Below are 26,370 nucleotides of genomic sequence, written 5' to 3' on the forward strand. Positions count from 1 at the left end.
GGCGGGCGCGGCCTCGCGCAGGTCGATGTCCACGGTGCGCACCCTGGCACCCCGCACCGGCACCGCGCGGGCTCCTGCGGCGGTTGAGCGCAGGACCACCTGCACCCCGGCCGCACCCCACCCGCACCCCGGCCGCGCGCCGGTGCTCAGGAGGCGGCGCGGGCCCCGCCGCCCAGCCGCGCGCCCGCCCCGCGCACGGCGTCCGGCAGCTCGGCGGCGGGCACCGGCCGGGCGAAGTACCAGCCCTGCGCGGCCGCGCAGCCGGCGGCGCTCAGCTGCTCGGCCTGGCGCGCCTCCTCCACGCCCTCCGCCACGACCGAGGCGCCCAGCGCGCCGGCCAGGGACAGCACCGCCAGCACCAGCGCGTGGTCGCGCGGGGAGCGGGACATGCCGGCGACGAAGGCGCGGTCCACCTTCACGACGTCGAAGGGCAGCTCCTGCAGCTGCGAGAGCGAGGAGTAGCCGGTGCCGAAGTCGTCCAGCAGCAGGCTCACGCCCAGGGCGCGCAGGTCGTGCAGCACCTGCGGGGCGGTGCCGCCCTCCACGACGGCGGTCTCGGTCAGCTCCAGGCCGAGGTGGGCGGCGCTCAGGCCGTGCCGGGACAGCAGGTCCGCGACCCGCCCGGGCAGGGCGGGGACGAGCTGGTGGGCGCTGACGTTGACGGCGACCTGGAAGCCCTCGTCGACCAGGCCGTGCTCGCGCCAGCCGGCCAGGTCGCCCAGCGCCCGCTCCAGCACCCAGTCGCCCAGCGCGCCCACGAGCCCGGCCTCCTCGGCGACGGGGACGAACTCGTCGGGCCCCACCGCGCCGAGCTCGGCGCTGCGCCAGCGCAGCAGCGCCTCGGCGCCGGTGACGCGGCCGCCGCGCCCACCGCCGCGCTCACCGGCGAGGGCGACGACCGGCTGGTAGTGCACCGCCAGCTCCCCGCGCCGCACGGCCTGCTGCAGGCCCTGCTCCAACAGCAGCTGGCGGTGGGCGCGGGCGGCGACGTCGGCGGAGAAGACCTCGAAGCCGCCGGGGCCACGGCGCTTGGACTCGTACATGGCGGCGTCGGCGTCGCGCAGCAGCGTGCGGGGCGTGGCGCCCCGGTCGGCGAGCGCGACGCCGACGCTGCCGCTGACGTGCAGGGTGCGCCCGCCGACGAGGACCGGCTCGGCCCACACCCGGCTGAAGCGGGCGGCCACCTCGGCGGGGTCCAGCCTCCCGCCGGGGTCCTCGCAGACGACGGCGAACTCGTCGCCGCCCAGGCGCGCCAGGACGTCCTCGGGCCCCAGCACCGCCAGCAGCCGGGGCACCACCTGCTGCAGCAGCGCGTCCCCGCTCTCGTGGCCGAAGGTGTCGTTGACGTGCTTGAAGCGGTCCAGGTCGACGAGCAGGACGGCCACCGTGCCGCCGCGGGCGGCGCGCCGGGCCAGGGCGGCGGAGGCGGCGGCGTGCAGCAGGCGGCGGTTGGGCAGCCCGGTCAGCGGGTCCTGGGTGGCGCTGCGGCGCAGCCGGGTGGTCATCCGGGCGGTGAGCACGCTGGTGATGACCGCCGTGGCCGCGAAGATCACGATGCCGACCGCCTTCACGCCGAGCGCTCCGGGCACCGAGCAGGAGGCGACCACCAGGGCCGTGCACGTGACGGCGAGGTGCAGCCAGCGGGTGCGCGCGGAGGCGATGCCGGCGTAGGGGACGGTCCACAGCAGGAACAGCAGCATCGGGCCGCCCAGGCCCTCCGCCCGGGTGTGGACGACCGCGACGAGGACCTGGGCGGAGACGATGCACGCGTGCGAGAGGGCGGTCAGCGCGCGCGAGGACAGGCGCAGGAGGCTGGCGAGCACCATGAGCGCACCGGCGGCGAGTGCGACGGCGGCGCAGGCCACCACGTCGGGGCGGGTCCTCGCCGGCAGGGCCACGACGGCGAAGAGCAGGGCCAGGGCGCCGCCGAGGGCGTACTGCAGGCCGAGCACGCGGGCCAGGGTGCGGCGGGTGAAGACGTCGTCGGCGACCTCGCGGGCCACCATCGGCGCCAGCGCGCGCCACATCCGTGCCAGGCGCACGAGCCGCCCCCTTCCACGTCCCGCTCCCGCGCGGCACCCCGCCGCCCGGCCGAGGCGAGGGACGACGGCGGGCGGCCTCCCGGCGGGTCCGCCGGGGACCTCTAGAAGTACCACCCTCCGTGGGGGAGGTCGTCACGGAGCGCGTTGGCGGGGGCCGCCGCGCTCAGCGCCCCGCGGCCGAGCGGCCGGGCAGCGTCGTGCGGGTCGTGGTGAGGGCCAGGGCCAGCTGCTGCTCGTCCATGGGCCGGGCCAGGTGGAAGCCCTGGCCGAGGTCGGCGCCCAGCCCGACGAGCAGGTGCCGCTGCGCCTCGGTCTCGATGCCCTCGGCGACCACCCGCAGGTCCAGGGCGTGCGAGAGGTCGATGACGGCGCGGACGATCTCCAGGCTCTGCGGGTCGTCGCCGATGCGGTGCACGAAGGAGCGGTCCAGCTTCAGGGTGTCGGCGGGCAGGTGCTGCAGCCAGGTCAGCGAGGAGTGGCCGGTGCCGAAGTCGTCGAGGGCGACCTTGACGCCCGCCCCCTGCAGGCGGGCCAGCGTGTCGGCGGCCCGGGCGAGGTCGGTCACCACCTGCGTCTCGGTGACCTCCACCTCCAGGCGCCCGGGGTCGACGCCGGCGTGCGCGAGGGCGTCCACCACCTCCTCGAACAGCTGCGGGTGGTGCAGCTGGCGGGCGGCGAGGTTGACGTCGATCTCCGGTGCCACGTCGGTCAGCCCGGTCCACCGCGCGCCGGCCCGGCACGCCTCCCGCAGGACCCAGCTGCCGATGCCGAGGATGAGGTCGCTGTCCTCGGCGATGGGCAGGAACTGCCCGGGCGGCAGGAGCCCGCGGGTGGGGTGCTGCCAGCGCACGAGGACCTCCACGGCGGCGATGGCGCCGCTGAGCAGGTCGTACTTGGGCTGGTAGTGCAGCCGCAGCTCCCCGCGGTGCAGCGCCCGGTCCAGCTCGGCCTCGGTGGACAGGCGGTAGCTGGCGCGGGCGTGCAGCTCGGGCACGTAGCGCTGCACCTGCCCGCGACCGCGCCGCCTGGCCTCCAGCAGGGCGGTGTCGGCCTCGGTGAGCAGCTGCCCGGCGTCGCGGGCGGCGGAGGTGGTGACGCTCAGCCCCATCGAGGCGGCGAGCACGACCTCGCCGGCGGTGAGGCGGTGGTGGCCGCCGACGGCGGCGCGCACCCGCTCGGCGACGGCGAGCGCGCTGTCCTCGTCGGGCAGGTCCACCAGGAGCACGACGAACTCGTCCTCGCCGCAGCGGGCGACGACGTCACCGGGGCGCAGCGCCGAGGTGAGCCGGGCGGCGACCTCCACGAGGGCCTCCTCGCCGGCGGCCCGGCCGAGGGTGTCGACGACGGCCCGGAAGCCGTCGAGGTCGCAGGAGAGCACCGCCACGGCCGTCCCGCTGCGCCGGGCGCGGCCCAGGGCGACCTGCAGGTGCTCCAGCAGCAGCGGGCGGCCGGGCAACCCGGTCAGCGGGTCGTGGGGGGCGCGCCGGTCGGGGGGCTGCGCGGCCTCGGCGGGGACGTCCTGCAGGTGGCAGACGACCCGCTCCCCGCCGCCGGGGAGCAGGTGCACCTGCCGGCGGCGCTCGTGCGGGGCGTGCTCGGGGTCGAGGACGTGCAGCCGCCCGCTCCACGGCCGCCCGCCGTCCAGCACCTCGGTGCAGCGCCGTCGCAGCCGGTCCGCCGACGGGCCGCTCCAGAGGCGCTCCCAGCGCCGCCCGCCGCCCAGCTCGAGCTCGAAGCCCTGGACGTGGCCGCGCTCGTCGCGGACCGCCCGCAGCACCGCGAACCCGTCGCTGGGGTGCAGGTCGAGACCGCGCAGCAGCGCGGCCGTCGCCGGGGTGCTCGCCTCCTCCACCCCCTCACGGTGACAGAGAGGAGCCGTACGTGCACTGTGCGGTGTCGCCCGCGAGGGCTGACGCGCACGGGCGCCCCCTGCGATGCTCACCGGGTGAGCCAGACCGCCGGCACCGCAGCCGCCCCGACCGCCACCACCACCGCCCCCGCGCTCGGCAGCTGGTCGCTGCTGCGCTCCCCGGCCGCGGCCGCCACCGCGGCCGCGGCCGGCGTGGACTGGATCTGCCTGGACGCCCAGCACGGCGAGCACGACGACGCCTCGGTGCGCGAGGTCTGCACGCTGCTCGCGGGCTCCGGCGTGCCCGTGCACGTGCGCCCGCCCGCCAACGACGCGGCCTGGATCGGCCGGGCGCTGGACGCCGGGGCCGCCGGGGTGGTCGTCCCCCTCGTCGAGGACGCCGGCGAGGCCGCCGCGGCCGTCGCCGCCTGCCGCTACCCCCCGCACGGGCGGCGCAGCTGGGGACCGCTGGGCGGCGCCTACGGGCGGGCCGTGCCCTCGGCGCGCGAGGCGCGGGCCCGCTGCGCGGTCATGGTCGAGACGGCCGGCGCCCTGGAGCGGGTGGAGGCGATCGCCGCGGTCGACGGGCTCGACGAGGTCTTCGTCGGCCCCTTCGACCTGTCGCTGTCGCTGGGCCGCGACGTCGAGGAGCTGGTGGCCGACCCGGCGCCCGACGCGCCGCTGCGCCGGGTGGTGGCCGCCTGCCGCCGCGCCGGGGTGGTCGCCGGGGCCTTCGGCGTCGCCCCCGGGCACACCCGCGCCCTGCTGGCGCTGGGGTTCACCTCGGTCGCCTACGCCAGTGACGTCAGCGCGCTGGGCGAGGGCCTCGCGCGGCTGCGGCCGGGCGCCGCGGCGGGCTGACGCCCGCGGCCGGCGCGGGCGGGGCCGCCGCGTGGCGCTGGCGCTCGGCGTAGGCGAGGACGTCCTCGAGCAGCACCCGGCGGTGCGTGCCCGGCTGGGTGTAGGGCAGCGCGCCGCTCTCCAGCAGGCGCACGAGCGTGGGCCGGCTGACGCCGAGCACGTCCGCGGCCTCCTGCGTGGTGAGCAGCGCCTCGTGCGGGGTGAGGGTCACGGCCTCGCCGCGGGCGAGGGCGGCGACGGCCTCGCGCAGCGCGTCGGCGAGCTCGGCCGGCAGCGGCACGCAGCGGCGCCCCACCTTCAGCGCGAGCGGGTTCCCGGGGTGGGAGGAGAGCAGTTCCGCGAGTTCCGGCAGACCGTCGGCACCGGGGTGGACGGTGACCTCTGCGCCGTGCGCGGCGGCCGTCGATGACACGTCCACCACGGTACCCGCGGTCCCCCGAATCGAACGAAACGAAAATCCGGGTTACGCTGGGGGGACCGACCCGCCCCCCGACGTGAGGACTGGCCGTGCTGGCACTGCTGATCGTCCACGCCGTCGCCGCCGTCCTCGCCGTGCCCCTGGTGCGCCTGCTGGACCGCCGCGCCTTCGCCCTGCTCGCCCTCGCACCGGCCGCCACGGCGGTGTGGGCCGCCACGCGGACGGGCGCGGTCCTCGACGGTCGCGGGCCCGTCGAGGTCGTGCCGTGGGTCCCCTCGCTGGGCGCGGAGCTCGCCTTCCGCCTCGACGTGCTCTCCTGGGTGCTGACCCTGCTCGTGGGCGGGGTCGGCGCGCTGGTGCTGCTCTACTGCGGCAGCTACTTCCACCGCCGCGACCCCGGCAGCGCGCGGTTCGCCGCCGTGCTCGTCGCCTTCACCGGCGCCATGACCGGGCTCGTGCTGGCCGACGACCTCGTGCAGCTGTACGTGTTCTGGGAGCTGACGACCGTCTTCTCCTACCTGCTCATCGGCTACGACTCCGCCCGGCGCACGGCCCGCCGCGCCGCGATCCAGGCGCTCGTCGTCACCACCTTCGGCGGGCTGGCGATGCTCGTGGGGATCGTCGTCCTCGGCCAGAGCGCCGGCACGTACCGCACCTCCGAGGTCCTCGCGGACTTCCCCGCGGGGACCGGCGCGACGGTCGCGGTCGTGCTGCTGCTCGTCGGCGCCGTGAGCAAGTCGGCGCTGGTGCCGTTCCACTTCTGGCTGCCGGCCGCGATGGCCGCGCCCACCCCGGTCAGCGCGTACCTGCACGCGGCCGCCATGGTGAAGGCCGGCGTCTACCTGGTCGCCCGGTTCGCGCCCGCCGCGGCCGACCTGCCCGCCTGGCAGGTCGTCGTCCTCGCCCTCGGCCTGGCGACGATGCTGGTCGGCGGCTACCGCTCGCTGCGCCAGCACGACCTCAAGCTGCTGCTCGCGCACGGGACCGTCAGCCAGCTGGGGTTCCTCGTCGTCCTCGTCGGCGCCGGCAGCCGCGCCGCCGCCCTCGCCGGGATCGCGCTGCTCGTCGCGCACGCCACGTTCAAGGCCGCGCTGTTCCTCGTCGTCGGCGTCGTCGACCACCAGACCGGCACCCGCGACCTGCGGGAGCTGTCCGGGCTCGGGCGGCGGGTGCCGCTGCTCGCGGTGGCCGGCACGGTCGCCGCGGCCTCGATGGCCGGAGTCCCCGTGACGCTGGGCTTCGTCGCCAAGGAGGCCGCCTACGAGGCGTTCCTGCACGACCGCCCCTGGGTCCTCGCGGTCCTGGTCGCCGGCTCGGTGCTGACGGCCGCGTACTCCGCGCGCTTCGTGTGGGGCGCCTTCTGCCGCAAGCCCGGGGTGCCGGACTCCACGGCCCCGCGACCGGGCGCCGGGCTGCTCGCGCCGCCGCTGGTGCTGGCCGCCGCGACGCTGCTGCTCGGCCCGCTCGCGCGGTCCCTGGACCGCCCCGCGGCGCTGGTGGCCGGGCAGAACGCGGGGCTGGCCACCGACCCCGGCGGGGAGCTGACGCACCTGGCGCCGTGGCACGGGTTCTCCACCGTGCTGCTGCTCACCGCCGTCACCCTCGGGCTGGCCGCGGCCCTGTTCCTGCTGCGCGCACCGGTCGAGCGCGCCCAGGCGCGGCTGCCGCGGGTGCCCGGCGCCGACGAGGGGTACCGGCGCACCGTGCGCGCCGTGGACCGCGTCGCCGTGGAGGTCACCGGTGCGACCCAGCGCGGTTCGCTGCCGGTCTACCTGGCCTCGATCCTGCTCGTCGTCGTGCTCGTGCCGGGCGGTGCGCTGCTGTGGACGCGGCCGTGGCCGGCGGACGTGGTCCTCGCCGACCACCCCGCGCAGGTCCTCGTGGGGGCCGTCGTCGTCGCCGCCGCGCTGCTGGCGGTGCGCGCCCGGCGCCGGTTGCGCGCCGTCGTGCTCGCCGGCGTCACCGGCTACGGCGTCACGCTGCTGTTCGTCCTGCACGCCGGCCCGGACCTCGCGCTCACCCAGGCGCTCGCGGAGACGCTGACGCTCGTCGTCTTCGTCCTGGCGCTGCGCCGGCTGCCCCCGCACTTCTCCCGCCGCCCGGCGCTCTCGCGCCGCTGGGTGCGCATCGCGATCGGCGTCGTCGTCGGGCTGTGCACCTCCGGCTTCGCCCTCGTCGCCAGCGGCGCCCGCGTCGCCGTGCCCACCTCCGTGGACCTGCCGCAGTGGGCCTACGACTACGGCGGCGGCAGGAACGTCGTCAACGTCACCCTCGTCGACGTCCGCGCCTGGGACACCATGGGCGAGATCTCCGTGCTGCTCGTCGCGGCGACCGGTGTCGCCAGCCTGGTGTTCCGCCGCCGGACGGGCTCGATCGACCGCGCGGTCGCCGCGCACCACGAGCCGCTGACCGCCGCCGGGCGCGGGCCCGTGCGGCGGGGGCGCTGGCTGCCGGCGGAGAGCACCGTCTCCCCCGAGCGCCGCTCCGTCGTCTTCGAGGTCGTCACCCGGCTGACGTTCCACGCGATCGTCGTGCTCTCGCTCTACCTGGTCTTCTCCGGGCACAACCAGCCCGGCGGGGGTTTCGCCGGCGGGCTGGTCGCCGGCCTCGCGCTGCTGGTGCGCTACCTCGCCGGCGGCCGCCACGAGTTCAACACCGCCGTCCCCGTCAGCGCCGGCTGGCTGCTGGGGTCCGGGTTGTTCCTGTCCGCCGGCACGGGCCTGGCGGGCATCCTCATCGGCCAGGACGTGCTGCAGACCGCGATCGTCCACCTCGACCTGCCCGTGCTCGGGCACGTGAAGCTCGTGACGTCGCTGTTCTTCGACATCGGCGTGTACCTGCTCGTCGTGGGCCTCGTCGTCGACATCGTCCGCAGCCTCGGCGCCGAGGTCGACCGCCAGGTCGAGGAGGGCGACGAGCCCGAGGAGGCCGACGAGGGACCGGCGGGACCGACCACCGAGCTGCAGGAGGTGTCCCGGTGAGCCCGAACCTCACCCTGGTGCTCGTGTCGGGGGTCCTGGTCGCCACCGGCGTCGCGCTGCTGCTGGAACGCACCCTCACCCGCGTCCTCGTCGGCATCGTCCTGCTGGGCAACGGGATCAACGTCCTGTTCCTCGTCGCCGGCGGCCGGCCCGGCGGCGCGCCGATCCTCGGCGTCACGCGGGCCGAGGACATGAGCGACCCGCTGCCGCAGGCGATGGTGCTCACCGCGATCGTCATCACCCTCGGGATGGTCGCGTTCATCCTCGCGCTGGCGTACCGCAGCTGGCAGCTCGACGGGCACGACGAGGTCCAGGACGACGTCGAGGACCGCCGCATCGTGCGCCGCGCGGAGCTCGACGAGACCTCGGCCAGCTACGACGACGACGCTCGGGAGGCCCCGTGAACGACTGGCTCGCCGACTGGCCGCGGGTGCTGCTGCCGCTGCCCGTGGTCCTGCCGCTGTTCGCGGCCGGGCTCACCCTGGCCCTGGCCCGCCGGGTCAGGGCGCAGCGCACGATCAGCGTCACCGCCCTCTCGATCGTCGTGCTCGCCTCCGTCGCCGTGCTCGTGCGCACCGACCGCGGCAGCGGCACCTACAGCGTCGACGTCGGCGGGTGGCCCGCGCGGCTGGGGATCCCGCTGGTGGCCGACCGGCTGTCCGCGCTCATGCTCGTCGTCAGCTCCGTCGTCACCCTCGCCGTCCTCGTGTACTCCCTGGCCCAGGGCGTCGCCGACGGCGAGGAGGGGACCCCCGTCTCGATCTACCACCCCACGTACCTGGTGCTGTCGGCCGGCGTCTCCAACGCGTTCCTGTCCGGCGACCTGTTCAACCTCTACGTCGGCTTCGAGATCCTGCTGGCCGCCAGCTACATCCTGCTGACCCTCGGCGGGACCCGGGCCCGGGTGCGCGCCGGCACCACCTACGTCGTCGTCAGCCTGCTGTCGTCGATGGTCTTCCTCACCGCCATCGCGCTCATCTACGCGGCGACCGGCACGGTGAACATGGCCGAGCTGTCGGTGCGGCTGCAGGAGATCGACCCCGACGTCCGGCTCGTGCTGCACCTGCTGCTGCTCGTGGGATTCGGCATCAAGGCCGCGGTGTTCCCGCTGTCGGCGTGGCTGCCGGACTCCTACCCCACCGCGCCCGCCCCGGTGACCGCGGTGTTCGCGGGGCTGCTCACCAAGGTCGGCGTGTACGCGATCATCCGCACCCAGACGCTGCTCTTCCCCGGCGGGCAGGCCGACACGCTGCTGATGTGGGTGGCGCTGGCGACGATGCTCGTGGGCGTCCTCGGCGCCGTCGCGCAGAACGACGTCAAGCGCATGCTGTCCTTCACGCTCGTCAGCCACATCGGCTACATGGTGTTCGGCATCGCGCTGGGCAGCGCGGCGGGCCTGTCGGGAGCGGTGTTCTACGTCGCGCACCACATCACCGTCCAGACGACGCTGTTCCTCGTCACCGGCCTCGTCGAGCGCCACTCCGGCAGCACGTCGCTGGACGCGCTGGGGGCGCTCGCGCAGCGCGCCCCCCTGCTGGCCGTGCTGTTCTTCGTGCCCGCGGTCAACCTCGCCGGCATCCCGCCGCTGTCCGGGTTCATCGGCAAGCTCGGGCTGCTGCAGGCCGGCGCCGACGACGGCTCGCCGCTGGCCTGGGTGCTCGTGGCCGGCGGGGTCGTCACGAGCCTGCTCACCCTCTACGCGATCGCCAAGACGTGGAACCGCGCGTTCTGGCAGGAACCGCTGGCCGAGCCCGAGGGGGTCGGCGGCCTGGTGACCGCCACCCGCGTCGGGACCCGCACCCCGCTCGGCATGGTCGCCCCCACCGCGGCGCTCGTCGCGCTCGGCGTCGGGATCACCGCGATCGCCGGGCCGCTGTTCGGCGTCGCCGACCGGGCCGCCGCCGACCTGCTGGAGCGCACGCCCTACACCAGCACCGTCCTGCACGACCGCGTCCCGGAGGTGGGCCCGTGAGGCTCCTGCGCGAACGCGTCAGCCTGCCCGTCCTGCTCTGGCTCGTGGTCCTGTGGCTGCTGCTGTGGGGGGACCTGTCCTGGGCGAACCTGCTGTCCGGGCTGGGCCTGGGGCTGCTGGTGACGCTCGTCCTGCCGATGCCGAAGGTGGACTTCGGCCTCCGGCTGCGCCCGGTGCGGATCGCCCGGCTGCTCGCCCGCTTCCTCCTCGACCTCGTCCGCGCCAGCGCGCAGGTCGCGTGGCTGGCGTGCCGGCCCGGCCGGCAGCCGCGCAACTCCGTCGTGCGGGTGCCCCTGCACAGCGGTTCGGACCTGTTCACGGCGATGACCGCCGAGGTGGTCTCGCTCGTGCCCGGTTCGCTCATCCTGGAGATCGGGGCGCCGTCGGCGCGCGAGGGGCAGGGCGTGCTGTACGTGCACGCGCTCGGCGCGGGCGACGAGCGGGCCCGCGAGCGCACCCGCCGCGAGGTCCTGCTCACCGAGCGCCGGATCGTGCGCACGTTCGCCACCCCGGCGGCGCTGGCCGCCTACGAGCAGCGCTGCCGCGCCGACGGCACGGCCACGCTGCGCGAGAGGACCCGGAGGGACCCGTCGTGACCGTCGTCGCCACCGCCTGCGCCATCACGCTGACGGTCGCCGCCGTGCTGGCGCTGCTGCGCATCGCCAGGGGCCCCACGATGCTCGACCGCGTCGTCGCCCTCGACGTGCTCGTGGCCGTCGTCGTCATCGCCCTGTGCGTGGAGGCCGCCGCCAACCGGCACGCGACCACGCTGCCCGTCATCGTCGTGCTCGCCCTGCTCGGCTTCGTCGGCTCGGTGAGCGTGGCCCGCTACGCCGCGAAGGAGGAGCAGGAGTGAGCTGGAGCGCCGTCGCGGACGTCGTCTCCGCGGTCTGCCTGCTCGCCGGGTGCCTGCTGACCCTCGTCGCGGCCGTCGGGCTGCTGCGGCTCTCGGACGTGCTGGCCCGCATGCACACCACCGCCAAGCCGCAGGTCCTCGGCCTCGTGCTCGCCCTGGTCGGCGTCGGCCTGCAGCTGCGCGGGGCCACCGACGTGGCGATGCTCGTGGCCATCGCGGTCTTCCAGCTGCTCACCGTCCCCGTCGCCGCGCACCTGGTCGGCCGCGCCGCCTACCGCACCGGGCAGGTCGACGAGTCCGTGCTCGACGCCGACGAGCTCGCCGAGCAGCTCGCCCGGGAGGAGCAGCGGGAGGAGCAGCAGGAGGAGCGGAACCGGGCGCGGTGACCGCCCCGCGCGCCCGCCGGCGGGCGCGCGGGGCGGCGGGTGCCTAGGATCCCGCCACGAGCCGCGACAACGGCTCCGCGAGCGGAGATGCACCGTGGAGAACCCCACCCTGGTCGACGGCGTCGCCGACCTGGCCGCCGAGGCGACCGGACCCTCCTCCCCCGACGACCTGCTGCGGCGCCTGGTGGACGTGGCGCGCCACCACCTCGGCGTCGACGGCGCCGGCGCGCTGGCCGTCGAGGACGGCGCGGTGCGCCTCGTGCACGCCGACGACGAGGCCGTCGAGGAGGTCGAGCGGCTGCAGCAGCTCCTGCAGGAGGGCCCCTGCCGCGACGCGGCGGACACCCTGGCCGCCGTGGTCGTGGACGACCTCACCGCTGCGCCGGGGGCGTGGCCGGAGCCCACCGCCCGGGCGCTGGAGCTCGGGCTGGGCTCGCTGCTCGCGGTCCCGCTCACCAGCCGCGGGCGCACCTGGGGCGTGCTCGAGCTGTACCGCCGCCGGCCCGGGCGCTGGAGCGCCGACGACCTCGCCGCGGCGCACCTGCTGGCGCACGTGACGGTCTCCTACCTGGTGATGGCCGCCGACCGCGACGAGGCCCGCCGCGCCCACGCCGAGCTGTCGCACCGCAGCACCCACGACCCGCTGACCGGGCTGCCCAACCGGGTGCTGCTCTTCGACCGCCTCGAGCACGCGCTCTCCAGCGCGCGCCGCCACGAGCGCACGGTCGCCGTCCTGTTCATCGACCTGGACCGCTTCAAGGCCGTCAACGACACCTTCGGCCACGCCGCCGGCGACACCGTGCTGGCCACCGTCGCCACCCGCGCGGCCGCCGCGCTGCGCGAGGAGGACACCCTGGCCCGCCTGGCGGGGGACGAGTTCGTCGTGCTGTGCGAGGACCTGCCCCGGGCGGAGCCGGCCGAGCTGGCCGCGCACGTGCGCGCGGTCACCTCGCGCCTGCGCCGCGCGCTGGCCGAGCCGATCCGCCTCGGCGGGACCGAGCTGGTCGTGAGCGCCAGCGTGGGCGCCGCCCTCAGCGACGGGCACCGCAGCGCCGACGAGCTGCTCGCCGACGCCGACGGGGCCATGTACCAGGTCAAGCACAGCCGGCCCGAGGAGCACGGCCGCGACCGGCGCGACGAGCGGGGGGCCGACCGCGACGCCGACCGGCCCCGCCGCTCCGCGCGGCAGCTGCAGCGCCAGCTCGCCGGCGCGCTGCCGCACCACCAGCTGCGGGTGCACTACCAGCCCATCGCCGACGCCGACGGGCGCGTGCACGCCGTGGAGGCGCTGCTGCGCTGGCAGCACCCCGAGCACGGGCTGCTGCCGGCGGCGCGCTTCATCGACCTGGCCGCGGGCACCGAGGCGATCGTCGGCATCGGGCGCTGGGTCCTGGACCAGGCCTGCGCGCAGGTGGCCCGCTGGGAGCGCGAGCTGGGCGGGCGCGCCCCGCGCACCGCCTACGTCAACCTCAGCGCCCGCGAGCTCGTCGACCCCGGCCTGACCGCCGCCGTCACCACCGCGCTGCGCACCCACCACCTGCAGCCCGAGCAGCTGGGCCTGGAGCTGGCGGAGGCCGGCTTCGGCGACCCGCAGGTGCTGCCCGGCCTGCGCGAGCAGCAGCGCCGCGGGCACCCGCTGTGCGTGGACGACTTCGGCACCGGCCCCTCCTCCCTCTCCCGCCTGGTGGAGCTGCCGGTGACGATGGCCAAGATCGATCAGAGCTTCGTCGCGGGCCTGGAGCACGACGCGCGCCGCGGGGCCCTGGTGGACGCCGTGGTCGCCGTCGCCACCCGCCTGGACCTGCGCGTCACCGCCGAGGGCGTGGAGACGGCGGGCCAGGCCGACCGGGCCGTCGCGGCCGGCTGCCACTACCTGCAGGGCCACCACTGCGGTGCGCCGCAGCCCGGGGACGCGCTCAGCGCGCTGTGGGGGGGGTGAGGTCGTCCCCCGGGTGCGGCAGGGGGTGCAGCTCGGTGCGCAGCTCGTGGTCGCCGTCCGCGGTGCGCGCCTCGTACCAGGTGCGCACCGCACCGCCCGGCAGCACGAGGACGTCGAGGTAGCGGCAGTCGGCGACCGGCTGCGCCGCGGGGCGGAACCCCGTCCCGGCGGGCTCGGCGAGGGCGGTCCGCTCGAACCAGTTCTCCGCGGCGCTCGCGCGGCCGTCGTAGGCGGCGCGCCCGTCCGGCAGCAGCGCCGTCAGCCGGGCGCCGCGCGCGTCCCAGCCGCCCGGGGCGCCGCGCAGCACCGTCGCCACCGGCGTCCACGTCCAGCCGTCGGCGCTCGTCAGCTCCACCGTGCTCATGCGGTCCTCCGCGCCCGGTACGTCGAGCGGGTGGCGGCACGCCCACATCCGCCAGCGCCCGCCCTCGCGGCGCACCACGGGGTCCTTGAAGCCCTCCAGTGCGCCGCCCGGCACCACCGGCCGCCACGGCGCGTCCGCGAGCCCGGCGAGCGTCGGCGCCTCGCTCGCGCCGATCCACCAGTGCGGGCTGCCGGGCGTGGCGAAGCCGGCGAACAGCCGCCAGCCCCCGGCGGTGCGCACGAGCGCGGGGCGCTCGAGCATCGCGGCGCCCGCCCGCTGCGGGTGCAGGCGCACCAGCTCCTCGGTCGCGACGCCGTCGGCGGTGCGCGAGACGACGAGGGCGTCGCCGTCGGCGCGCTCGCGGTGGGCGAGGAGGACCCCGCCGTCGTCGTCGAGGACGGCGCAGGAGGCGCCCGCCCACCGCTGCGGACCGGTCGCCGGGGCGGGGACGGCGACGCTGCTGGGTGCGGTTCCGGGGATCACCCGACGAGCGTGCGCCGCACCGCGCCGCCCGCGGAAGCGGCAGGACCGTCGCCGAGGGCGAGTTCCCTGCCATGATCGTCGGGTGGGGATCGCACGGGTGACCGCCCTCGTCGGCGAGCGGGTCGCGCCGTTCGAGCTGGGCATCGCCGTGCAGGTCTTCGGCACCGACCGCCGCGACGACGACCCCGCCCTGCCGCACCCGCTGTTCCGGGTCGCGGCCGCCCGCCCCGGGCCGGTGCCCACCACCGGGGGCTTCGAGGTCCTCGTCGAGCACGGCCTCGAGGCGCTCGCCGACGCCGACCTCGTCGTCGTCCCGGCCTGGCCCACCCTCGACGCCCCCGTCGCCGAGCCCGTGCTGGAGGCCGTGCGCGCGGCCGTCGGGCGCGGCGCCCGGCTGCTGACGATCTGCACCGGCGCGTTCCCGGCCGCCCGGGCCGGTCTGCTCGACGGCCGCCGCGCGACGACGCACTGGCAGTTCACCGGCCTGCTCGCCGCGCGCCACCCGCGGGTGCGCGTCGAGCACGACGTCCTGCACGTCGACGACGGGCCCGTCACCACCAGCGCGGGCGCCGCGGCCGGCATCGACGCCTGCCTGCACGTGGTGCGCACCGAGCACGGCGCCGCCGTCGCCAACGCGCTGGCGCGGCGGATGGTCACCGCCGCCCAGCGCGCCGGCGGTCAGGCCCAGTTCGTCGAGCGGCCCGTCCCGCGCAGCACCGCCGAACCCGGCATCGCGCAGGTGCTGGACTGGGCGCGCGCGCACCTGGACGAGCCGCTGCCCGTGGAGGTGCTGGCCCGCCGCGCGCTGATGGCCCCGCGCACGTTCGCCCGCCGCTTCCGCGAGGCCACCGGGACGACCCCGCACCGCTGGCTGGTGGAGGAGCGCGTGCGCCGCGCCGAGGAGCTGCTGGAGAGCACCGACCTCACCGTCGAGGCCATCGCCGCGCGCACCGGCACCGGCACCGCCGAGGCGCTGCGCGCGCAGTTCACCGCGCGCCGCGGCGTCGGGCCGGCCACCCACCGGCGCACCTTCCGCGCCGCGGGGCCCCGCGGCTGAGCCCGGCCGTCCCCAGCGTGTGGAGACGCCTGGGGACGCACCGCGACCCGTCCGTGATCTTCCACGGTGCACCGTGGAAGATCACGGACGGGTGGGCGGGTCAGGTGGAGGGGTCGGCGTAGCGCAGGACGGCGCCGATGCCGTCGACGAGCTCCACGCCGTCCTCCACCAGCTCGATGTCGGCGTCGGAACCGGCCAGGGCCCGGATGATCGCCGCGTCGGCGCGGACCTCGAAGGGGTCGCTCACCCCGAGGGCGCGGACCTCCTCGGCGGACGTGCCGATCGCCAGCGGGTCGTCCCCGATCCACAGCGTCGCGGTCGAGGTCGGGTCGTCGCGCAGCAGCAGGGTGCGCACCTGGCTGCGGCGCAGCGCTGCCACGACCGCGGCCAGCCCCTCCACGGCCGCGCCGGAGCGGCCGCGCTCCTGCACGAACGCCTCGAGGACGGTGCGGCGCCGCTCGCTGCGCACGGCGTCGATCGCCTCCTCGAGCGCGGCCGCGAACGCCTGCTCGTTGGCGCCCGGGGAGCGGCTGCCACCCTGCACGTCCACGAGCAGGTCCAGGACCGCCTGGGAGGCCTTGCTGCGCAGCGCGGCGGCCGCCTTGGTGTCGCCGGTGAGCAGCACGACCTCCGGGCGCTCGGCGCGCACGACGCGGTCCAGCTCCTCGTCGACGGCGGCGGCGTTGTGGTCCCAGGAGTCCTGGACGGCGTGCTGGTAGCGCAGGTGCGCCCACCCGCCGCCGGGGATCTTGTGGATGAGGTCGTGCCCGCCCTCGACGGTGCGGGTGCGGGGCGGCTCGACGGCGTGCGAGCGCGCGACGGTGATCTCCGCCCCCGTGCGGTCCAGCACGACGAGCACGTAGCGCACGTCGTCGGCCAGCGAGCGCACGAGCGGCATGAGGTGCGCGACGGGCCCGCTGGCGCTCTCCTCGCGCAGCGGCGGCCCGGGCAGCAGCACGTGCAGCTCCAGCCCCTCGGCCGAGGCGAGCATGGCGCGGCCCACGGGGCCGCCGACGCCGGTGGGCTCGGTCGCCACGCCGTCGAGGGCCTGCAGCGCGGGTTCGGGTGCGCCCTGGTCGAGCAGCGCCGTGCGCGCGTCCTGCCAGCGCACGTCGAACTCGTGGGCGCTGTTCTCGCGGTCCCGGGTGGCGTCGGCGTAGACCGACACGTGCGGTCCGGGAGCCAGGGCGACGTCCTTGAGCCAGTCGAGCTTCACGGAGGAACCTCCTTGCGACGGTGCGGTGGTACTCCCCTCGTACCCGTGGCTCAGCGTGTCAACGCGTGGACGTTCACGCGAGCCGGTCCGCGTCGGGCCCCACGTACACCCAGCGCCCCGCGCTGCGCGCGAACCGCGAGTCCTCCACCTGCACCCCGCGCCGGCCCTCCCTGCGGTGGTGCGCCTCGAACGCCACCGTGCCGGTGTCGTCGAAGGGGCCCCCGCCGCTGGTGGCGACGACGACGAGGCGCCGCCACCGCACCTGCGGGTCCAGCTCCAGCTCGCGCGGGCGGGTGGCCGGGTCCCAGGTGCGCAGCAGGTGCGCGACGTCGCCGAGCGCGAAGGCCGTGTAGCGCGAGCGCATGAGCGCCTCGGCCGTGGGGGCGTCGGCACCGGCGAGGTAGCGCCCGCAGCAGTCCTCGAAGGGCTCGCCCCAGCCGCAGGGGCAGGGCGCGCCGGGCGCGGGACGACCGGGGTGGCCGGGGGGTGCGGGGGTGCTCACGGGTCCACCGTGCCAGCAGCCGCGGTGCTCGCGCGGACCGCCGCGCACCGCCCTTGACAGCGCGCCGCCCGGGCACCAGCCTCGGGCGCCACCGACCGCCGACGACGTCGTCCCCGGGAGCCCCCATGTCCGACCTGCACCTCGGCCTCGCCGGCGTCGGCCGCATCGGCGCGATGCACGCCAGCCACCTGACCCGGACCCCCGGCGTGGGCCGGCTGACCCTCGCCGACGCCGACCCCGACCGGGCGCGGGAGGTGGCCGAGGCCCTCGGCGCCGACTGGGCCCCCGACGCCGAGGCCCTGCTCGCCCGCGGCGTCGACGGCCTGCTCGTGGCCACCGGCACCGCCCAGCACCCCGCCCTCGTCGCCGCCGGGGTGCGCGCCGGCGTGCCGGTGCTGTGCGAGAAGCCCGTCGCCCCGGACGTGGCGTCCTCGCTGCCGGTGCTGGAGCTCGTCGAGGCCGCCGGCGGCGTGGTCCGCATCGGCCACCAGCGCCGCCACGACGCCGGCTACCGCGAGGCCCGGCGCGCCCACGCGGCCGGCGAGCTGGGCAGGCTGCACTCCGTGCGCGCCACCACCTGCGACGCGGCCCCGCCGCCGCTGGCCTTCCTCGCCGCCTCCGGCGGGCTCTTCCGCGACTGCAGCGTCCACGACTTCGACGCGCTGCGCTGGGTCACCGGCCGGGAGGTCGTGGAGGTCTACGCCCGCGGCAGCGCCGAGGTCGCCCCGCAGATCGCCGACGTGGGCGACGTCGACACCGCCCTGGCCGTGTGCACCCTCGACGACGGCACCCTGGCCGTCGTCACCGCCTCCCGCTGCAACGGCGCCGGGCACGACGTGCGGCTGGAGCTGCAGGGCTCGCTGGGCACCCTCGTCGTCGGCCTCGACGAGCGCTCCGCGCTGCGCTCGGCCGAGCCGGGCACCGCCTTCCCCGCCGGGCCCGCGCACACCACCTTCGCCGAGCGCTTCGCCGACGCCTACCGCGCCGAGGTGGCCGCCTTCGCCGACCTCGTGCGCGGTGCCGGGGGTGCGGCCGAGGACCTGTGCACCCTCGCGGACGCCGTGGCCGCCGCGCGCGTCGCCGACGCCGCCCAGGAGTCGCTGCGCACCGGGGCGCCCGTGCGCGTCGCGGCGCCCGAGCGCGCGCCGGCCGGCGCGCGCTGAGGCTCAGGCGCAGATGTCGTCGGTGGCCACCCGGCTGGTGATGCCCGCGCTCGGCGCCGGCGCGGCGGGCGCCGCGCCGGTCACGCGGGAGCGGACGTCGGTGACCGCGACGGTCGGCGAGGTGACCTCGACGACGATGCTGCGGCCCAGGGTCGCGTCCTCGCGGAGCACGGCGCCGCCCAGGGCGGCGGCGACGGTCCTCGCCGAGTCGGCCCGGTCGGTGCCGTAGCGCACGAGGACGCCGGTGCCGGGCGCCGTCGCGGGGCCGTCGCCGGTGCCGCCGACCGCGAAGCCCACCCCGGCCAGCTGGTCGGCGACCGCGGCCGCCGTGCCGGCGGGGGCACCGACGTTGAGCACCCGCACGGAGATGTCCGAGGGCGCCACGAGCAGCTCGGAGCTCGCCGAGGGGTCACCCGTGGGGCTGGCCGTCGGCGTCGCCGACGCCGGGCCCGCGGTGTCGGTGCGGATCTGCTGCCACAGCGCCGAGGCCGCGGCCGTCCACTGCACGCGGGCCTCGTTCCTCGGGTACGGCTCGGTGGGCACGGTGATGAACTGCACGCCGTTCGCGGGCATCTTCTGCAGGCTCTGGGCCAGGCCCACCGACTCCGTCAGGCTCGCCAGGCCGGGGTCGGCGGTCACCGACTTCGTCGCCGCGTCGAGGAAGGAGTACAGCCGGTCCGGGCGCAGCAGCACCTGCGAGCTGGTGATCTTCTGGACCATCGAGGACATCAGCGCCTGCTGGCGGTTGATGCGCCCCAGGTCCGAGCCGTCGCCGATGCTGTAGCGGGCCCGGGCGTAGGCCAGCGCCGTCTCGCCGTCCACGAGGTGCGTGCCGGCGGCCAGGTGCAGGTTCGCCTTGGTGTCGTCGATGTCCTCGGGGGTGCAGATCGTCACCCCGCCCAGCGCGTCGACCATCGAGCGGAAGCCGCTGAAGTCGACGACGGCCCAGTGGTCGACGTAGATCCCGGTGAGGGACTCCACCGTGCTGATCGTGCACGCGGGGCCGCCCTCGGAGAACGCCTCGTTGAACATGTCCAGCTGCGCCGGCAGCTGCTCGCCGGTGCCCGGCGCGGTGCACGCGGGGATCTGCACGACCGAGTCGCGCGGGATGCTCACGATCGTCGCGCTGCGCCGGTCCGCCGACAGGTGCACGAGCACGGTGGTGTCCGAGCGGGCGCCGGGGTCGGCGGCCTCGCCGCCGTACGCGTCGCCGGTGCCGTCGGCCAGGGCCCGGGTGTCGCTGCCCATGACGAGGATGTTGACGGCGTCGTTGCCGGTCGTGGGGTCGGCGGTGGACTCGTCGCCGGGCCGGTCCCCCAGCAGCCCCGACAGGTCCTGGGCCTGGATGTTGCCCTGCAGCCGGTAGTAGGCGTAGACACCGCCGCCGGCCGCCAGGACCGCCAGCACGAGCGCGCCGACCGCCAGCACCCGCAGCACGCGGAAGGCCGCACCGTGGGCGTGGCTGACGTGCTGGCCCCGGGCGCGGCGGCCCGTGCCGGGCACGGTGCTGCGCTGCGGGACGTCGTCGGTGGAGGTGGGCACGCCGTCACGGTAAGGCCGCAGCGGACCCTCCCCGGACGCGGTCGGGCACAGCTGCGCAGCGTGTGCGCGATGCCTTCACAGCCGGGTCAGGAACCGAGCTGCTCGGTGATCTCGTCCTGGTAGCGCTCCTGGCACGCCTGCGCGGCCACCTGGTCGCTGCCGGCGTCGCGGATGCACTGCGCGTAGTCCGCGCCGCCGTTGTTCCAGAAGGCGGCGCCGGCGGCGATGTAGACGGCCGTCAGCACGGCGCTGGCCAGCAGCGCGACCGCGTTGACGACGACGGCGGCGATCGCCGTGCCCCGGTTGGTGGCCAGCCCGCGCTTGGCGCGGCGCATCGCCACGATGCCGAGGATGAGGCCCACGATCGCCAGCGGCAGCCCCAGCACGACCCAGCACAGCAGCAGCGCCACGATGCCGAGCACGAGCGCGACGACGGCCATGGCGTTGCGCGGCTTGGCGCCGTAGGGCTCGGAGTAGCCGCCCTGGCCGGAGCCGTAGCCGGCCCCGTAGCCGCCCTGCTGCCCGCTCGGGTAGCTGCCCTGCCCGTGCTGCTCGGCCATCGGTCCTCCTCGATCGTGGAGCTGGGAGTCTTCCAAGCAGACGCGCGGGGCGCGACTTCAGTTCCCCTCGACCGTGCCGTCGTTGATCGCCAGGTGGTCGGCGAGCGCCGGGAAGACCACCGTGAAGCACAGCAGCAGCAGGCCGGCCGCCGCCAGCAGGCTGATGAGCAGCCGCACCCACCACGGGCCCGGCAGCACCCGCCACCACCACGCGTACACCGCGACCCCCTAGCCCGCGGCCGCGAGCGAGGCCGGCGGCCCCGCCGAGCGGTCCTGGGCCGACTCCAGCAGGGCGTGCACCACGTAGCGCTCGCGCGCGGAGTGCATCGGGTGGCAGGCCGTCATCGTCAGCCACGCCTGCGTCGGGTCCTCCCCGGGCCGGTCGGGCACCGGGGCGATGACCGAGACCTGCCGGGGGCTGACGACCTGGGAGGAGGCCACCCGGTAGGTGAACCACCGCGTCGCGGTGGCCACGACGACGGCGTCGCCGGGGCGCAGGTCGGCGATGAGGTGGAACGGCTTGCCGTAGGTGACGCGGTGGCCGGCGAGGGCGAGGTTGCCGACCTGGCCGGGCAGCGCGGTGCCCGCGTAGTGGCCGATGCCCTCCTTCAGCTCCTCGGTGCCGGTGCCCTCGACGACGGGCACGGCGTAGTCGGGGCCGAAGCGCGGCACGTAGACGACGGCGAAGGCGTCCCCCGTCGGCGGGCTCTGGTCGACGTCGGGCACGGCGGGGGCCGCGGCGCTCGCGGTGGGCGCGGGCGCCGCCGCGGGAGCGGCCGGGGCGCCGGCGTCCCAGCGCTCGGTGAGCGAGCTGACCGTCGCGGCCTGCGCGCGGCCGCTGGTGAGGTCGGTCCAGTGCAGCTGCCAGACGACGAACAGCAGCGTGAGCACGCCGGCCGTCAGCAGCAGCTCGCCGAGCGCGGAGACCGCCCGGCGCATCACGCGGCGCCCGCGCGCGCGTAGGAGGGCCGGGTGGTGCCGTCGAAGGCCGGCAGCAGCATGTCCTCGGCGTCGGAGGCCTCGTAGCCCAGGCCGTAGGCGGCCACGTACTGGCGGTAGACCGACACCTCGGGGCTGGCGGCGAGCGCGGCGCGCAGCGCGTCCGGGTCGCCGACGGCGGCGATGCGGTACGGCGGGGAGTACGTGCGCCCCTGCAGGAGGAGCACGCTGCCGACGCAGCGCACCGCCGACGTGGAGACGATCCGCTGGTCCATGACCACCATGGCCTCCGCACCCCCGTTCCACAGCGCGTTGACGACGGCCTCGACGTCCTGCTGGTGCACGACGAGGTCGTCGGGCACCGCGCCCGGTGGCCGCGGCCGGTCCCTCGGCGCGTCGTCGAGGACGACGGCGACCCCGGGCCCGCGCACGGCGAGCGCGCCGGAGGCGGTGCCCAGCACCGGGTCGACGAGCGGGTCGCCGAGTCCCGGGGCGCCGGCCCGCGGGGCGCTGAGCTCCTCCACCTGCGCGCGCAGCGCGCCCACCTGCTGCGAGCGCAGCTCGTTCTCCCGCGAGCGCTGGGCGACGAGGGTGCCGAGGTCGGCCGACTCCGAGCGCAGGTCGGTGCCGCGCGAGGTCTGCGCGCTCGTGGCGAAGAGCAGCCCGGCGGCGGCGAGCACCCCCGCGACCGCGACCCGACGGGCGGCGCGTCGGCCGCCCCCTGCTGCGCCCACCCGGACCCCTCACCCTCGCTCGTGCCGTCGGGACCGACCGCACACCGGTCGTCGCACTACGCTAACGAGGTGGGGACGCGCCGCGTCCCGCCCACCCCCTGACCAGGAGGTCGACGTGCCCCGCCCCGAGAACGAGCCCGACCAGCCCGCCGGTCGCAGGCGGCTGCGCCGCGCCGTCCGGAGCGAGGACGGCGTGGCCGCAGCGGACCGCGCCGTCAAGGCGAAGAACCAGCTCACCCCGCGCTGGTGGATCTTCCTCATGGTCGCCTTCATGGTGGTCGGGCTGCTGTGGATCGTCGTCTTCTACCTCTCCAGCTCCGAGCTGCCGGTGCCCGGGTGGCGCAACTGGAACCTCGTCGCCGGCTTCGGGCTCGTGCTCGTGGGCTTCGCGATGACGACCCGGTGGCGCTGAGAGCACCCGCCCGGGTGAGCGCCCGTCGCGCCCTGCCAACCCTCCCGGCACGTCACGGTTAGGCTCCGGCAGTCGGCCGGTCCCCGGTGCGACCCGACGCGACCGGAGGGCCGCTGTGCTGCACGTCGTCTACCGCTCCCACGGCGGGGAGAACGCCAAGGGCCGACCGGCCTGGTACTCCAAGCCGCTGGCCCTGGCGTCCTTCCTGCGCGCCGTCGAGTCGGCGGGTGAGCCGGTCGACGTCGTCTTCCTCAACGACGGCCCGCTGGCGCAGCCGCTGCTGACCGCGATGAGCGCCGGCGGCCGGGTGGTGCCGATCACCGGCGGGACGAACCGGGCCAGCTACCTGGCCGCGCTCAAGCTGGCGGTGCGCTCCGGCTTCGACGACGACGACGTCGTCCTGCTCGCCGAGGACGACTACCTGTGGCGCCCCGACGCGCTCTCCGCGCTGCTGGCGGCCGCGGCCCGGCGGCGCGCGGACTACTGGGCGCCCTACGGCACCGGCACCCACGACGACGTCGACGGCCGCACCCGCGCCGAGCGCCTGCCCCGCACCGCGCGGGGGGAGGCGCGGGTGCCCGCCGACGTCGTGCGCTGGGTGCCGCACACGTCCACCACCAGCACCTTCGCCGTGCGGGTGGGGGTGCTGCGCCAGGACCACCGGCTGCTCGTGCTGAGCTGCATGTCCGGCGGCGACTTCGACCACACCAGCTGCCTGGCGGTCCAGGGCGTGCCCCGCTTCGGCCTGCGCGAGCTCGTCGTGCACCACCCCGGGGCCTCGACGTCGCCGCTGGTGCGGGCCGCCCGGGGCGCCTACCTCACCGCCACCCGCTCGGCCGTCGACCTCGCCTCGCTGCGCCGGCCCTCGCGCCGGCGGCGGCTGGCCGCCGCGGACCCGGCGCTGTGCACGCACATGGAGGAGGGCTGGCTCGCCCCGGCGCCCGCCGGCTCCCCGCGCCACTGGGAGGAGCTGGCGGGCCCCGGGACGGGGACGGCGGCACCGCTGTCCACAGCCCTTGTCCACCGGTTCATCCACACCGTGTGGACAGCTGTGGGAAACCCCGCCGCCCGTCCACAGGTGTGCACGGGCGCGGTGGACGGGCCGTCCACAGCTCAGAACGGCGAGCGGGTCGCCGCGTAGCCCAGCAGGGCCAGCAGCACGAGCGCGACGACGGCCAGCCCCGACCACTGCAGCGCCGCGTTGCCGCGCCGGCCGCGGGCCAGCACCCACGAGACCACGGCGCCGGTGAGCAGCCCGCCGAGGTGGGCCTGCCAGGAGATGCCCGCCACCAGGACGCCGATGGCGAAGTTGACGACGATGAGGCCGACGATCTGGCCGGTCTGGCGCCCCAGGTGCCGGTTGACGACGAACAGCGCCGCGAACAGGCCGAAGACGGCGCCCGAGGCGCCCACGAGCACGCTGTTGGCGGTCAGCGGCAGCAGCAGGGCGCCCGCGGCGCCGCCCAGCGCCGAGAGCGCGTACAGCGCCACGAAGCGCAGCCGGCCCAGGATCGGTTCCAGGTACTGGCCCGCGATCCACAGCGCGTACAGGTTGAAGAGCAGGTGCAGCAGGCTGCCGTGCAGGAAGGCCGAGGTCAGCGGCTGCCACCAGGTCTCCGGGCCGAAGGCGCCGTAGAAGAGCCCGTTGACGAGGGCGAGCTGGAAGTAGACCTGCTCGGGCAGCACGTAGCGCGCCCCGAACATCACCAGGCAGACCGCGATGAGGACCTTGGTGACGGTGGTGTCCCTGCTGCGCAGCACGCCGCCGAACGTGGTGCGGGGCGCGCGGACGGTGCGGGCGGCCTCCGCCACGCAGTCCACGCACTGCACCCCGACCGCGGCGGGGCGCTGGCACTGCGGGCACACGGGGCGCTCGCAGCGCTGGCAGCGCACCCACGACTCGCGGTCGGGGTGGCGCGGGCAGACGGGGACGTCGCTCGCGGGCGGGATCGGCTCGGCGCTCACGGAGGGCTCAACGCCCGGGACGTCCCCGTCGTTGCCCGTCGCCGGGCCCGACGTGCTCAGTCGCGCTCGACGTCGACGCTGGAGATGACGACGGGCTCGCGCGGGGCGTCCGCGGGACCGGTCGCCACCGAGGCGATGGCGTCCACGACCTGGCGGCTGGCGTCGTCGGCGACCTCGCCGAAGATCGTGTGCCGGCCGTTGAGGTGCGAGGTCGGGGCGACGGTGATGAAGAACTGCGAGCCGTTGGTGCCGTGGCCCGCGACCTTGCCCGCGTTGGCCATGGCGAGCAGGTACTTCTTGTCGAAGCGCAGCTCGGGGTGGATCTCGTCGTCGAACTGGTACCCGGGGCCGCCGCGGCCGTCGCCGCGCGGGCAGCCGCCCTGGATCATGAAGCCGTCGATGACGCGGTGGAAGGTCAGCCCGTCGTAGAACGGCTCCGTCCGCTTCTCACCCGTGGCGGGGTCCTGCCACTCCTTCGTGCCCTCGGCGAGGCCGACGAAGTTCGCCACCGTCTTCGGGGCGTGGTTCTCGAACAGTTCCAGGCGGATGTCACCGTGGTTGGTGTGCAGGGTGGCGTGCATGAGCACATGCTCCCACGGCCCGCGCGCCTCCACGCTGGCGGAGAGTCCCGGGGTGCGGTGTGATGGCCGCTGGTGATCCAGGCACCGGGCACGTGCGGAGCCGTGCGCTCGTTGCCACGACCAGTGCGGGTCCACCGCCAGACGACAGGAGGAACGGATGTCCCTGACGACGAAGAACCGGTCGGACACGCTGCAGGCGCAGGTCCGCGAGCAGGGTGCGGCGCTCGCCGAGAAGGTGGGTCCCGCCGTCGACAGCGCCCGCGAGTGGGCCACCCCCCGGGTGGAGGCGGCCATCGCCGCCGCCGTCCCCGCGGTCGAGAACGCCCGCACCACCATCGTCGACGACCTGCTGCCGCGCCTCGCGGAGGTCCTGCAGGAGGCCACCGAGGGTGCCAAGGAGAGCGCGGCCCCCGCGGTGACCGCCGCCACCACCGCGGCCACGGCGGCCGCGGCCTCCGCCGCCGGCACGGCCAAGACCGCCCGCAAGAGCCTGGAGGTCGCCGGCAAGAGCGCCCTCGTGGCCGGCAAGGGCGCCAAGGCCGCCGCCACGGCCAGCGCGCTGGCCGGCGGGAAGGTCGCCGCCCAGCGCTCCAGCGACGCCCTCGCCGTCCTCAAGGGCGACGCCGTGGTGCAGAAGAAGAAGCAGGGCTCCGGGCGCGGCAAGCGCTTCCTGCTCGTCACGCTGCTGCTCGCCGGCGGCGCGGCCGCCTTCGCCGCGGTGCGCGGGCGCTCCAAGGAGGACCCGTGGGCGACCCCGGGCGCCGCCTGGACCCCCGCCCCCTCGACCTCGACGCCCAGCACCCCGGGCACCCGCGCCAGCGCCGACAAGCTCGAGGAGGCCAGCTCCACCGGCACGTCCACCGGCACGTCCACCGGCACGTCCACCGGCACGTCCACCGGCACGTCCACCGGCACGTCCACCGGCACGTCCACCGGCACGTCCACCGGCACGAGCGGCACCAGCGCGTTCGAGGCCTCCGGGGCCTCCGGCGAGGCCAGCACGACGCAGGTGCCGGACCCGGCGGGGAGCGGCCCCTCCGACGCGAGCACCCGGATCGCCCCCGCGCCCGGGGAGCCGACGATCGAGTCCGAGTCCGGGTCGCAGCCCGGCTCCGAGCCCAGGGACTCCTGACCCCCCGCCCCCGGGCGGGACGACGAAGGCCCCCACCGCGTGCGGTGGGGGCCTTCGTCAGATCCGGGTGGAGGCGAGGGGACTCGAACCCCTAACCCCCTGCTTGCAAAGCAGGTGCGCTACCAATTGCGCCACGCCCCCCGGGGGCTGCCGGTGCTCAGCGCACCGTGTCGGTCGCCTCGGCCCACAGGTCGCGCTCGGCCTTGGCCGACGCCTTGCGGCGCCACAGGACCACGGCACCCGCGGCAGCCGCCACGACGAACAGCTTCTTCACCGGGTCCTCCTCCTCGACCGTCGTCGCCCGCGCGGGCGACGACGCAGCACGCTAGCACGGTGGGCCACGCACGGTGACCGGCGTGCGGCTCAGGTCCCGGCGGGCGCGGCCGACGGGAGGGCAACATGCCCCCCTCCTCCAC

27 protein-coding genes and 1 tRNA gene are annotated in these 26,370 nt (G+C 76.5%); 13 read left to right on the top strand and 15 right to left on the bottom strand.

All coding sequences use genetic code 11. From position 1 onward, the window contains the following. Positions 1–146: 146 nt before the first annotated feature. Entirely contained in the window at positions 147–2,042 is a 1,896-nt protein-coding gene (locus GTQ99_RS03875; protein ID WP_166614427.1) for an EAL domain-containing protein, read from the bottom strand. A gap of 163 nt (positions 2,043–2,205) precedes the next feature. Beyond that, complete coding sequence (locus GTQ99_RS03880; protein WP_166614428.1) at positions 2,206–3,894, bottom strand: EAL domain-containing protein; 1,689 nt, start codon at positions 3,892–3,894, stop codon at positions 2,206–2,208. A gap of 93 nt (positions 3,895–3,987) precedes the next feature. Between GTQ99_RS03880 and GTQ99_RS03885 the strand changes: the two genes are divergently transcribed. Then, a complete protein-coding gene (locus tag GTQ99_RS03885; protein ID WP_166614429.1) occupies positions 3,988–4,752 on the top strand; it encodes an aldolase/citrate lyase family protein in 765 nt (254 codons plus the stop codon). On the opposite strand, the gene GTQ99_RS26595 is transcribed toward GTQ99_RS03885, so the two are convergent. Then, positions 4,697–5,164 carry an excisionase family DNA-binding protein gene (locus GTQ99_RS26595; RefSeq protein WP_205706736.1) on the bottom strand — a complete coding sequence of 156 codons (468 nt, stop codon included), beginning with the start codon at positions 5,162–5,164 and terminating at the stop codon, positions 4,697–4,699. The two genes, GTQ99_RS03885 and GTQ99_RS26595, sit on opposite strands and share 56 nt — an antisense overlap. Positions 5,165–5,259: 95 nt before the next feature. Here GTQ99_RS26595 and GTQ99_RS03895 point away from each other — a divergent pair, with 95 nt between their 5' ends. The 7 genes from GTQ99_RS03895 to GTQ99_RS03925 all read left to right on the top strand — a co-directional run bounded on the left by GTQ99_RS03895 (position 5,260) and on the right by GTQ99_RS03925 (position 13,304). Continuing rightward, positions 5,260–8,151, top strand: coding sequence for a Na+/H+ antiporter subunit A (locus tag GTQ99_RS03895; protein WP_166614430.1), 2,892 nt, complete (start codon positions 5,260–5,262; stop codon positions 8,149–8,151). Then, positions 8,148–8,555, top strand: a complete 408-nt coding sequence (locus GTQ99_RS03900) for a Na(+)/H(+) antiporter subunit C (protein WP_166614431.1) — start codon at positions 8,148–8,150, stop codon at positions 8,553–8,555. Before GTQ99_RS03895 ends, GTQ99_RS03900 begins: the two co-directional genes overlap by 4 nt. Next, positions 8,552–10,123 (top strand): Na+/H+ antiporter subunit D, encoded by a 1,572-nt coding sequence (locus tag GTQ99_RS03905; RefSeq protein ID WP_338074700.1) that lies wholly within the window; start codon positions 8,552–8,554, stop codon positions 10,121–10,123. The genes GTQ99_RS03900 and GTQ99_RS03905 overlap by 4 nt, the downstream gene beginning before the upstream one ends. After that, complete coding sequence (locus tag GTQ99_RS03910; RefSeq protein WP_205706737.1) at positions 10,120–10,719, top strand: Na+/H+ antiporter subunit E; 600 nt, start codon at positions 10,120–10,122, stop codon at positions 10,717–10,719. Before GTQ99_RS03905 ends, GTQ99_RS03910 begins: the two co-directional genes overlap by 4 nt. Next, positions 10,716–10,979 (top strand): monovalent cation/H+ antiporter complex subunit F, encoded by a 264-nt coding sequence (locus tag GTQ99_RS03915; protein ID WP_166614432.1) that lies wholly within the window; start codon positions 10,716–10,718, stop codon positions 10,977–10,979. The genes GTQ99_RS03910 and GTQ99_RS03915 overlap by 4 nt, the downstream gene beginning before the upstream one ends. Next, positions 10,976–11,365, top strand: a complete 390-nt coding sequence (gene mnhG / locus GTQ99_RS03920) for a monovalent cation/H(+) antiporter subunit G (RefSeq protein ID WP_166614433.1) — start codon at positions 10,976–10,978, stop codon at positions 11,363–11,365. The genes GTQ99_RS03915 and mnhG overlap by 4 nt, the downstream gene beginning before the upstream one ends. A 94-nt stretch (positions 11,366–11,459) precedes the next feature. Then, a complete protein-coding gene (locus GTQ99_RS03925; RefSeq protein ID WP_166614434.1) occupies positions 11,460–13,304 on the top strand; it encodes an EAL domain-containing protein in 1,845 nt (614 codons plus the stop codon). Here the strand turns inward: GTQ99_RS03925 and GTQ99_RS26600 are convergent. Next, the gene (locus GTQ99_RS26600) at positions 13,282–14,151 is read right to left on the bottom strand and encodes a hypothetical protein (RefSeq protein ID WP_166614435.1); all 870 of its coding nucleotides are present in this window, start codon (positions 14,149–14,151) and stop codon (positions 13,282–13,284) included. The genes GTQ99_RS03925 and GTQ99_RS26600 overlap by 23 nt on opposite strands. 82 nt (positions 14,152–14,233) lie before the next feature. On the opposite strand from GTQ99_RS26600, the gene GTQ99_RS26605 reads away from it, so the two are divergent. Continuing rightward, positions 14,234–15,208 (top strand): helix-turn-helix domain-containing protein, encoded by a 975-nt coding sequence (locus tag GTQ99_RS26605; RefSeq protein ID WP_338074701.1) that lies wholly within the window; start codon positions 14,234–14,236, stop codon positions 15,206–15,208. A 100-nt stretch (positions 15,209–15,308) separates the two neighbouring features. Here the strand turns inward: GTQ99_RS26605 and GTQ99_RS03940 are convergent, their stop codons facing one another. Together GTQ99_RS03940 and GTQ99_RS25895 are read right to left on the bottom strand one after the other, a co-directional pair. After that, a complete protein-coding gene (locus GTQ99_RS03940; RefSeq protein WP_166614436.1) occupies positions 15,309–16,424 on the bottom strand; it encodes a baeRF2 domain-containing protein in 1,116 nt (371 codons plus the stop codon). Positions 16,425–16,497: 73 nt separating this feature from the next. Further along, on the bottom strand, positions 16,498–16,926 hold the full coding sequence (locus GTQ99_RS25895; protein WP_338074702.1) for a YchJ family protein: 429 nt from the start codon (positions 16,924–16,926) through the stop codon (positions 16,498–16,500). A 125-nt stretch (positions 16,927–17,051) separates the two neighbouring features. Here GTQ99_RS25895 and GTQ99_RS03950 point away from each other — a divergent pair, with 125 nt between their 5' ends. Further along, positions 17,052–18,089: a Gfo/Idh/MocA family protein gene (locus GTQ99_RS03950; protein WP_166614438.1), complete on the top strand. Its 1,038-nt coding sequence runs from the start codon at positions 17,052–17,054 to the stop codon at positions 18,087–18,089. 3 nt (positions 18,090–18,092) lie between these two features. Here GTQ99_RS03950 and GTQ99_RS03955 read toward each other — a convergent pair whose 3' ends face one another. The 5 genes from GTQ99_RS03955 to GTQ99_RS26610 form a co-directional block, all read right to left on the bottom strand. Continuing rightward, entirely contained in the window at positions 18,093–19,631 is a 1,539-nt protein-coding gene (locus GTQ99_RS03955) for an LCP family glycopolymer transferase (protein ID WP_166614439.1), read from the bottom strand. 86 nt (positions 19,632–19,717) lie between these two features. Next, positions 19,718–20,191, bottom strand: a complete 474-nt coding sequence (locus GTQ99_RS03960) for a DUF4190 domain-containing protein (protein WP_166614440.1) — start codon at positions 20,189–20,191, stop codon at positions 19,718–19,720. Between the two features lie 57 nt (positions 20,192–20,248). After that, positions 20,249–20,410 (bottom strand): hypothetical protein, encoded by a 162-nt coding sequence (locus tag GTQ99_RS03965; protein ID WP_166614441.1) that lies wholly within the window; start codon positions 20,408–20,410, stop codon positions 20,249–20,251. Positions 20,411–20,419: 9 nt separating this feature from the next. Next, a complete protein-coding gene (locus GTQ99_RS03970; RefSeq protein WP_205706748.1) occupies positions 20,420–21,130 on the bottom strand; it encodes a class E sortase in 711 nt (236 codons plus the stop codon). Then, entirely contained in the window at positions 21,130–21,864 is a 735-nt protein-coding gene (locus tag GTQ99_RS26610) for a DUF881 domain-containing protein (RefSeq protein WP_166614443.1), read from the bottom strand. The genes GTQ99_RS03970 and GTQ99_RS26610 overlap by 1 nt, the downstream gene beginning before the upstream one ends. A 115-nt stretch (positions 21,865–21,979) precedes the next feature. Between GTQ99_RS26610 and GTQ99_RS03980 the strand changes: the two genes are divergently transcribed. Both GTQ99_RS03980 and GTQ99_RS03985 read left to right on the top strand, forming a co-directional pair. Then, positions 21,980–22,276, top strand: a complete 297-nt coding sequence (locus GTQ99_RS03980; protein WP_205706740.1) for a cell division protein CrgA — start codon at positions 21,980–21,982, stop codon at positions 22,274–22,276. A 115-nt stretch (positions 22,277–22,391) separates the two neighbouring features. Next, entirely contained in the window at positions 22,392–23,417 is a 1,026-nt protein-coding gene (locus GTQ99_RS03985) for a hypothetical protein (RefSeq protein WP_166614444.1), read from the top strand. Here GTQ99_RS03985 and GTQ99_RS03990 read toward each other — a convergent pair. Together GTQ99_RS03990 and GTQ99_RS03995 are read right to left on the bottom strand one after the other, a co-directional pair. Then, complete coding sequence (locus GTQ99_RS03990; RefSeq protein ID WP_166614445.1) at positions 23,390–24,241, bottom strand: rhomboid family intramembrane serine protease; 852 nt, start codon at positions 24,239–24,241, stop codon at positions 23,390–23,392. The genes GTQ99_RS03985 and GTQ99_RS03990 overlap by 28 nt on opposite strands. 56 nt (positions 24,242–24,297) lie before the next feature. Next, positions 24,298–24,822 carry a peptidylprolyl isomerase gene (locus GTQ99_RS03995; RefSeq protein ID WP_166614446.1) on the bottom strand — a complete coding sequence of 175 codons (525 nt, stop codon included), beginning with the start codon at positions 24,820–24,822 and terminating at the stop codon, positions 24,298–24,300. A 157-nt stretch (positions 24,823–24,979) separates the two neighbouring features. On the opposite strand from GTQ99_RS03995, the gene GTQ99_RS24255 reads away from it, so the two are divergent. Then, complete coding sequence (locus tag GTQ99_RS24255) at positions 24,980–25,954, top strand: hypothetical protein (RefSeq protein WP_205706741.1); 975 nt, start codon at positions 24,980–24,982, stop codon at positions 25,952–25,954. Between the two features lie 68 nt (positions 25,955–26,022). Here the strand turns inward: GTQ99_RS24255 and GTQ99_RS04005 are convergent. Together GTQ99_RS04005 and GTQ99_RS24740 are read right to left on the bottom strand one after the other, a co-directional pair. Further along, positions 26,023–26,095: transfer RNA gene (locus GTQ99_RS04005), tRNA-Ala, on the bottom strand. 16 nt (positions 26,096–26,111) lie between these two features. After that, positions 26,112–26,228, bottom strand: coding sequence for a DLW-39 family protein (locus tag GTQ99_RS24740; protein ID WP_338074703.1), 117 nt, complete (start codon positions 26,226–26,228; stop codon positions 26,112–26,114). Between the last annotated feature and the right edge of the window lie 142 nt (positions 26,229–26,370).

Origin of the sequence: Kineococcus vitellinus (assembly GCF_009906315.1) — a bacterium.
GTDB classification, from domain to species: Bacteria; Actinomycetota; Actinomycetes; order Actinomycetales; family Kineococcaceae; genus Kineococcus; species Kineococcus vitellinus.

Excerpts from the sequence above, each read along its gene's own strand:
- GTQ99_RS03970 (WP_205706748.1), bottom strand. The coding sequence starts at position 21,130 with ATGCGCCGGGCGGTCTCCGCGCTCGGCGAGCTGCTGCTGACGGCCGGC.
- GTQ99_RS03995 (WP_166614446.1), bottom strand. The coding sequence starts at position 24,822 with ATGCACGCCACCCTGCACACCAACCACGGTGACATCCGCCTGGAACTG.
- GTQ99_RS24255 (WP_205706741.1), top strand. The coding sequence starts at position 24,980 with ATGTCCCTGACGACGAAGAACCGGTCGGACACGCTGCAGGCGCAGGTC.
- GTQ99_RS03960 (WP_166614440.1), bottom strand. The coding sequence starts at position 20,191 with ATGGCCGAGCAGCACGGGCAGGGCAGCTACCCGAGCGGGCAGCAGGGC.
- GTQ99_RS03950 (WP_166614438.1), top strand. The coding sequence starts at position 17,052 with ATGTCCGACCTGCACCTCGGCCTCGCCGGCGTCGGCCGCATCGGCGCG.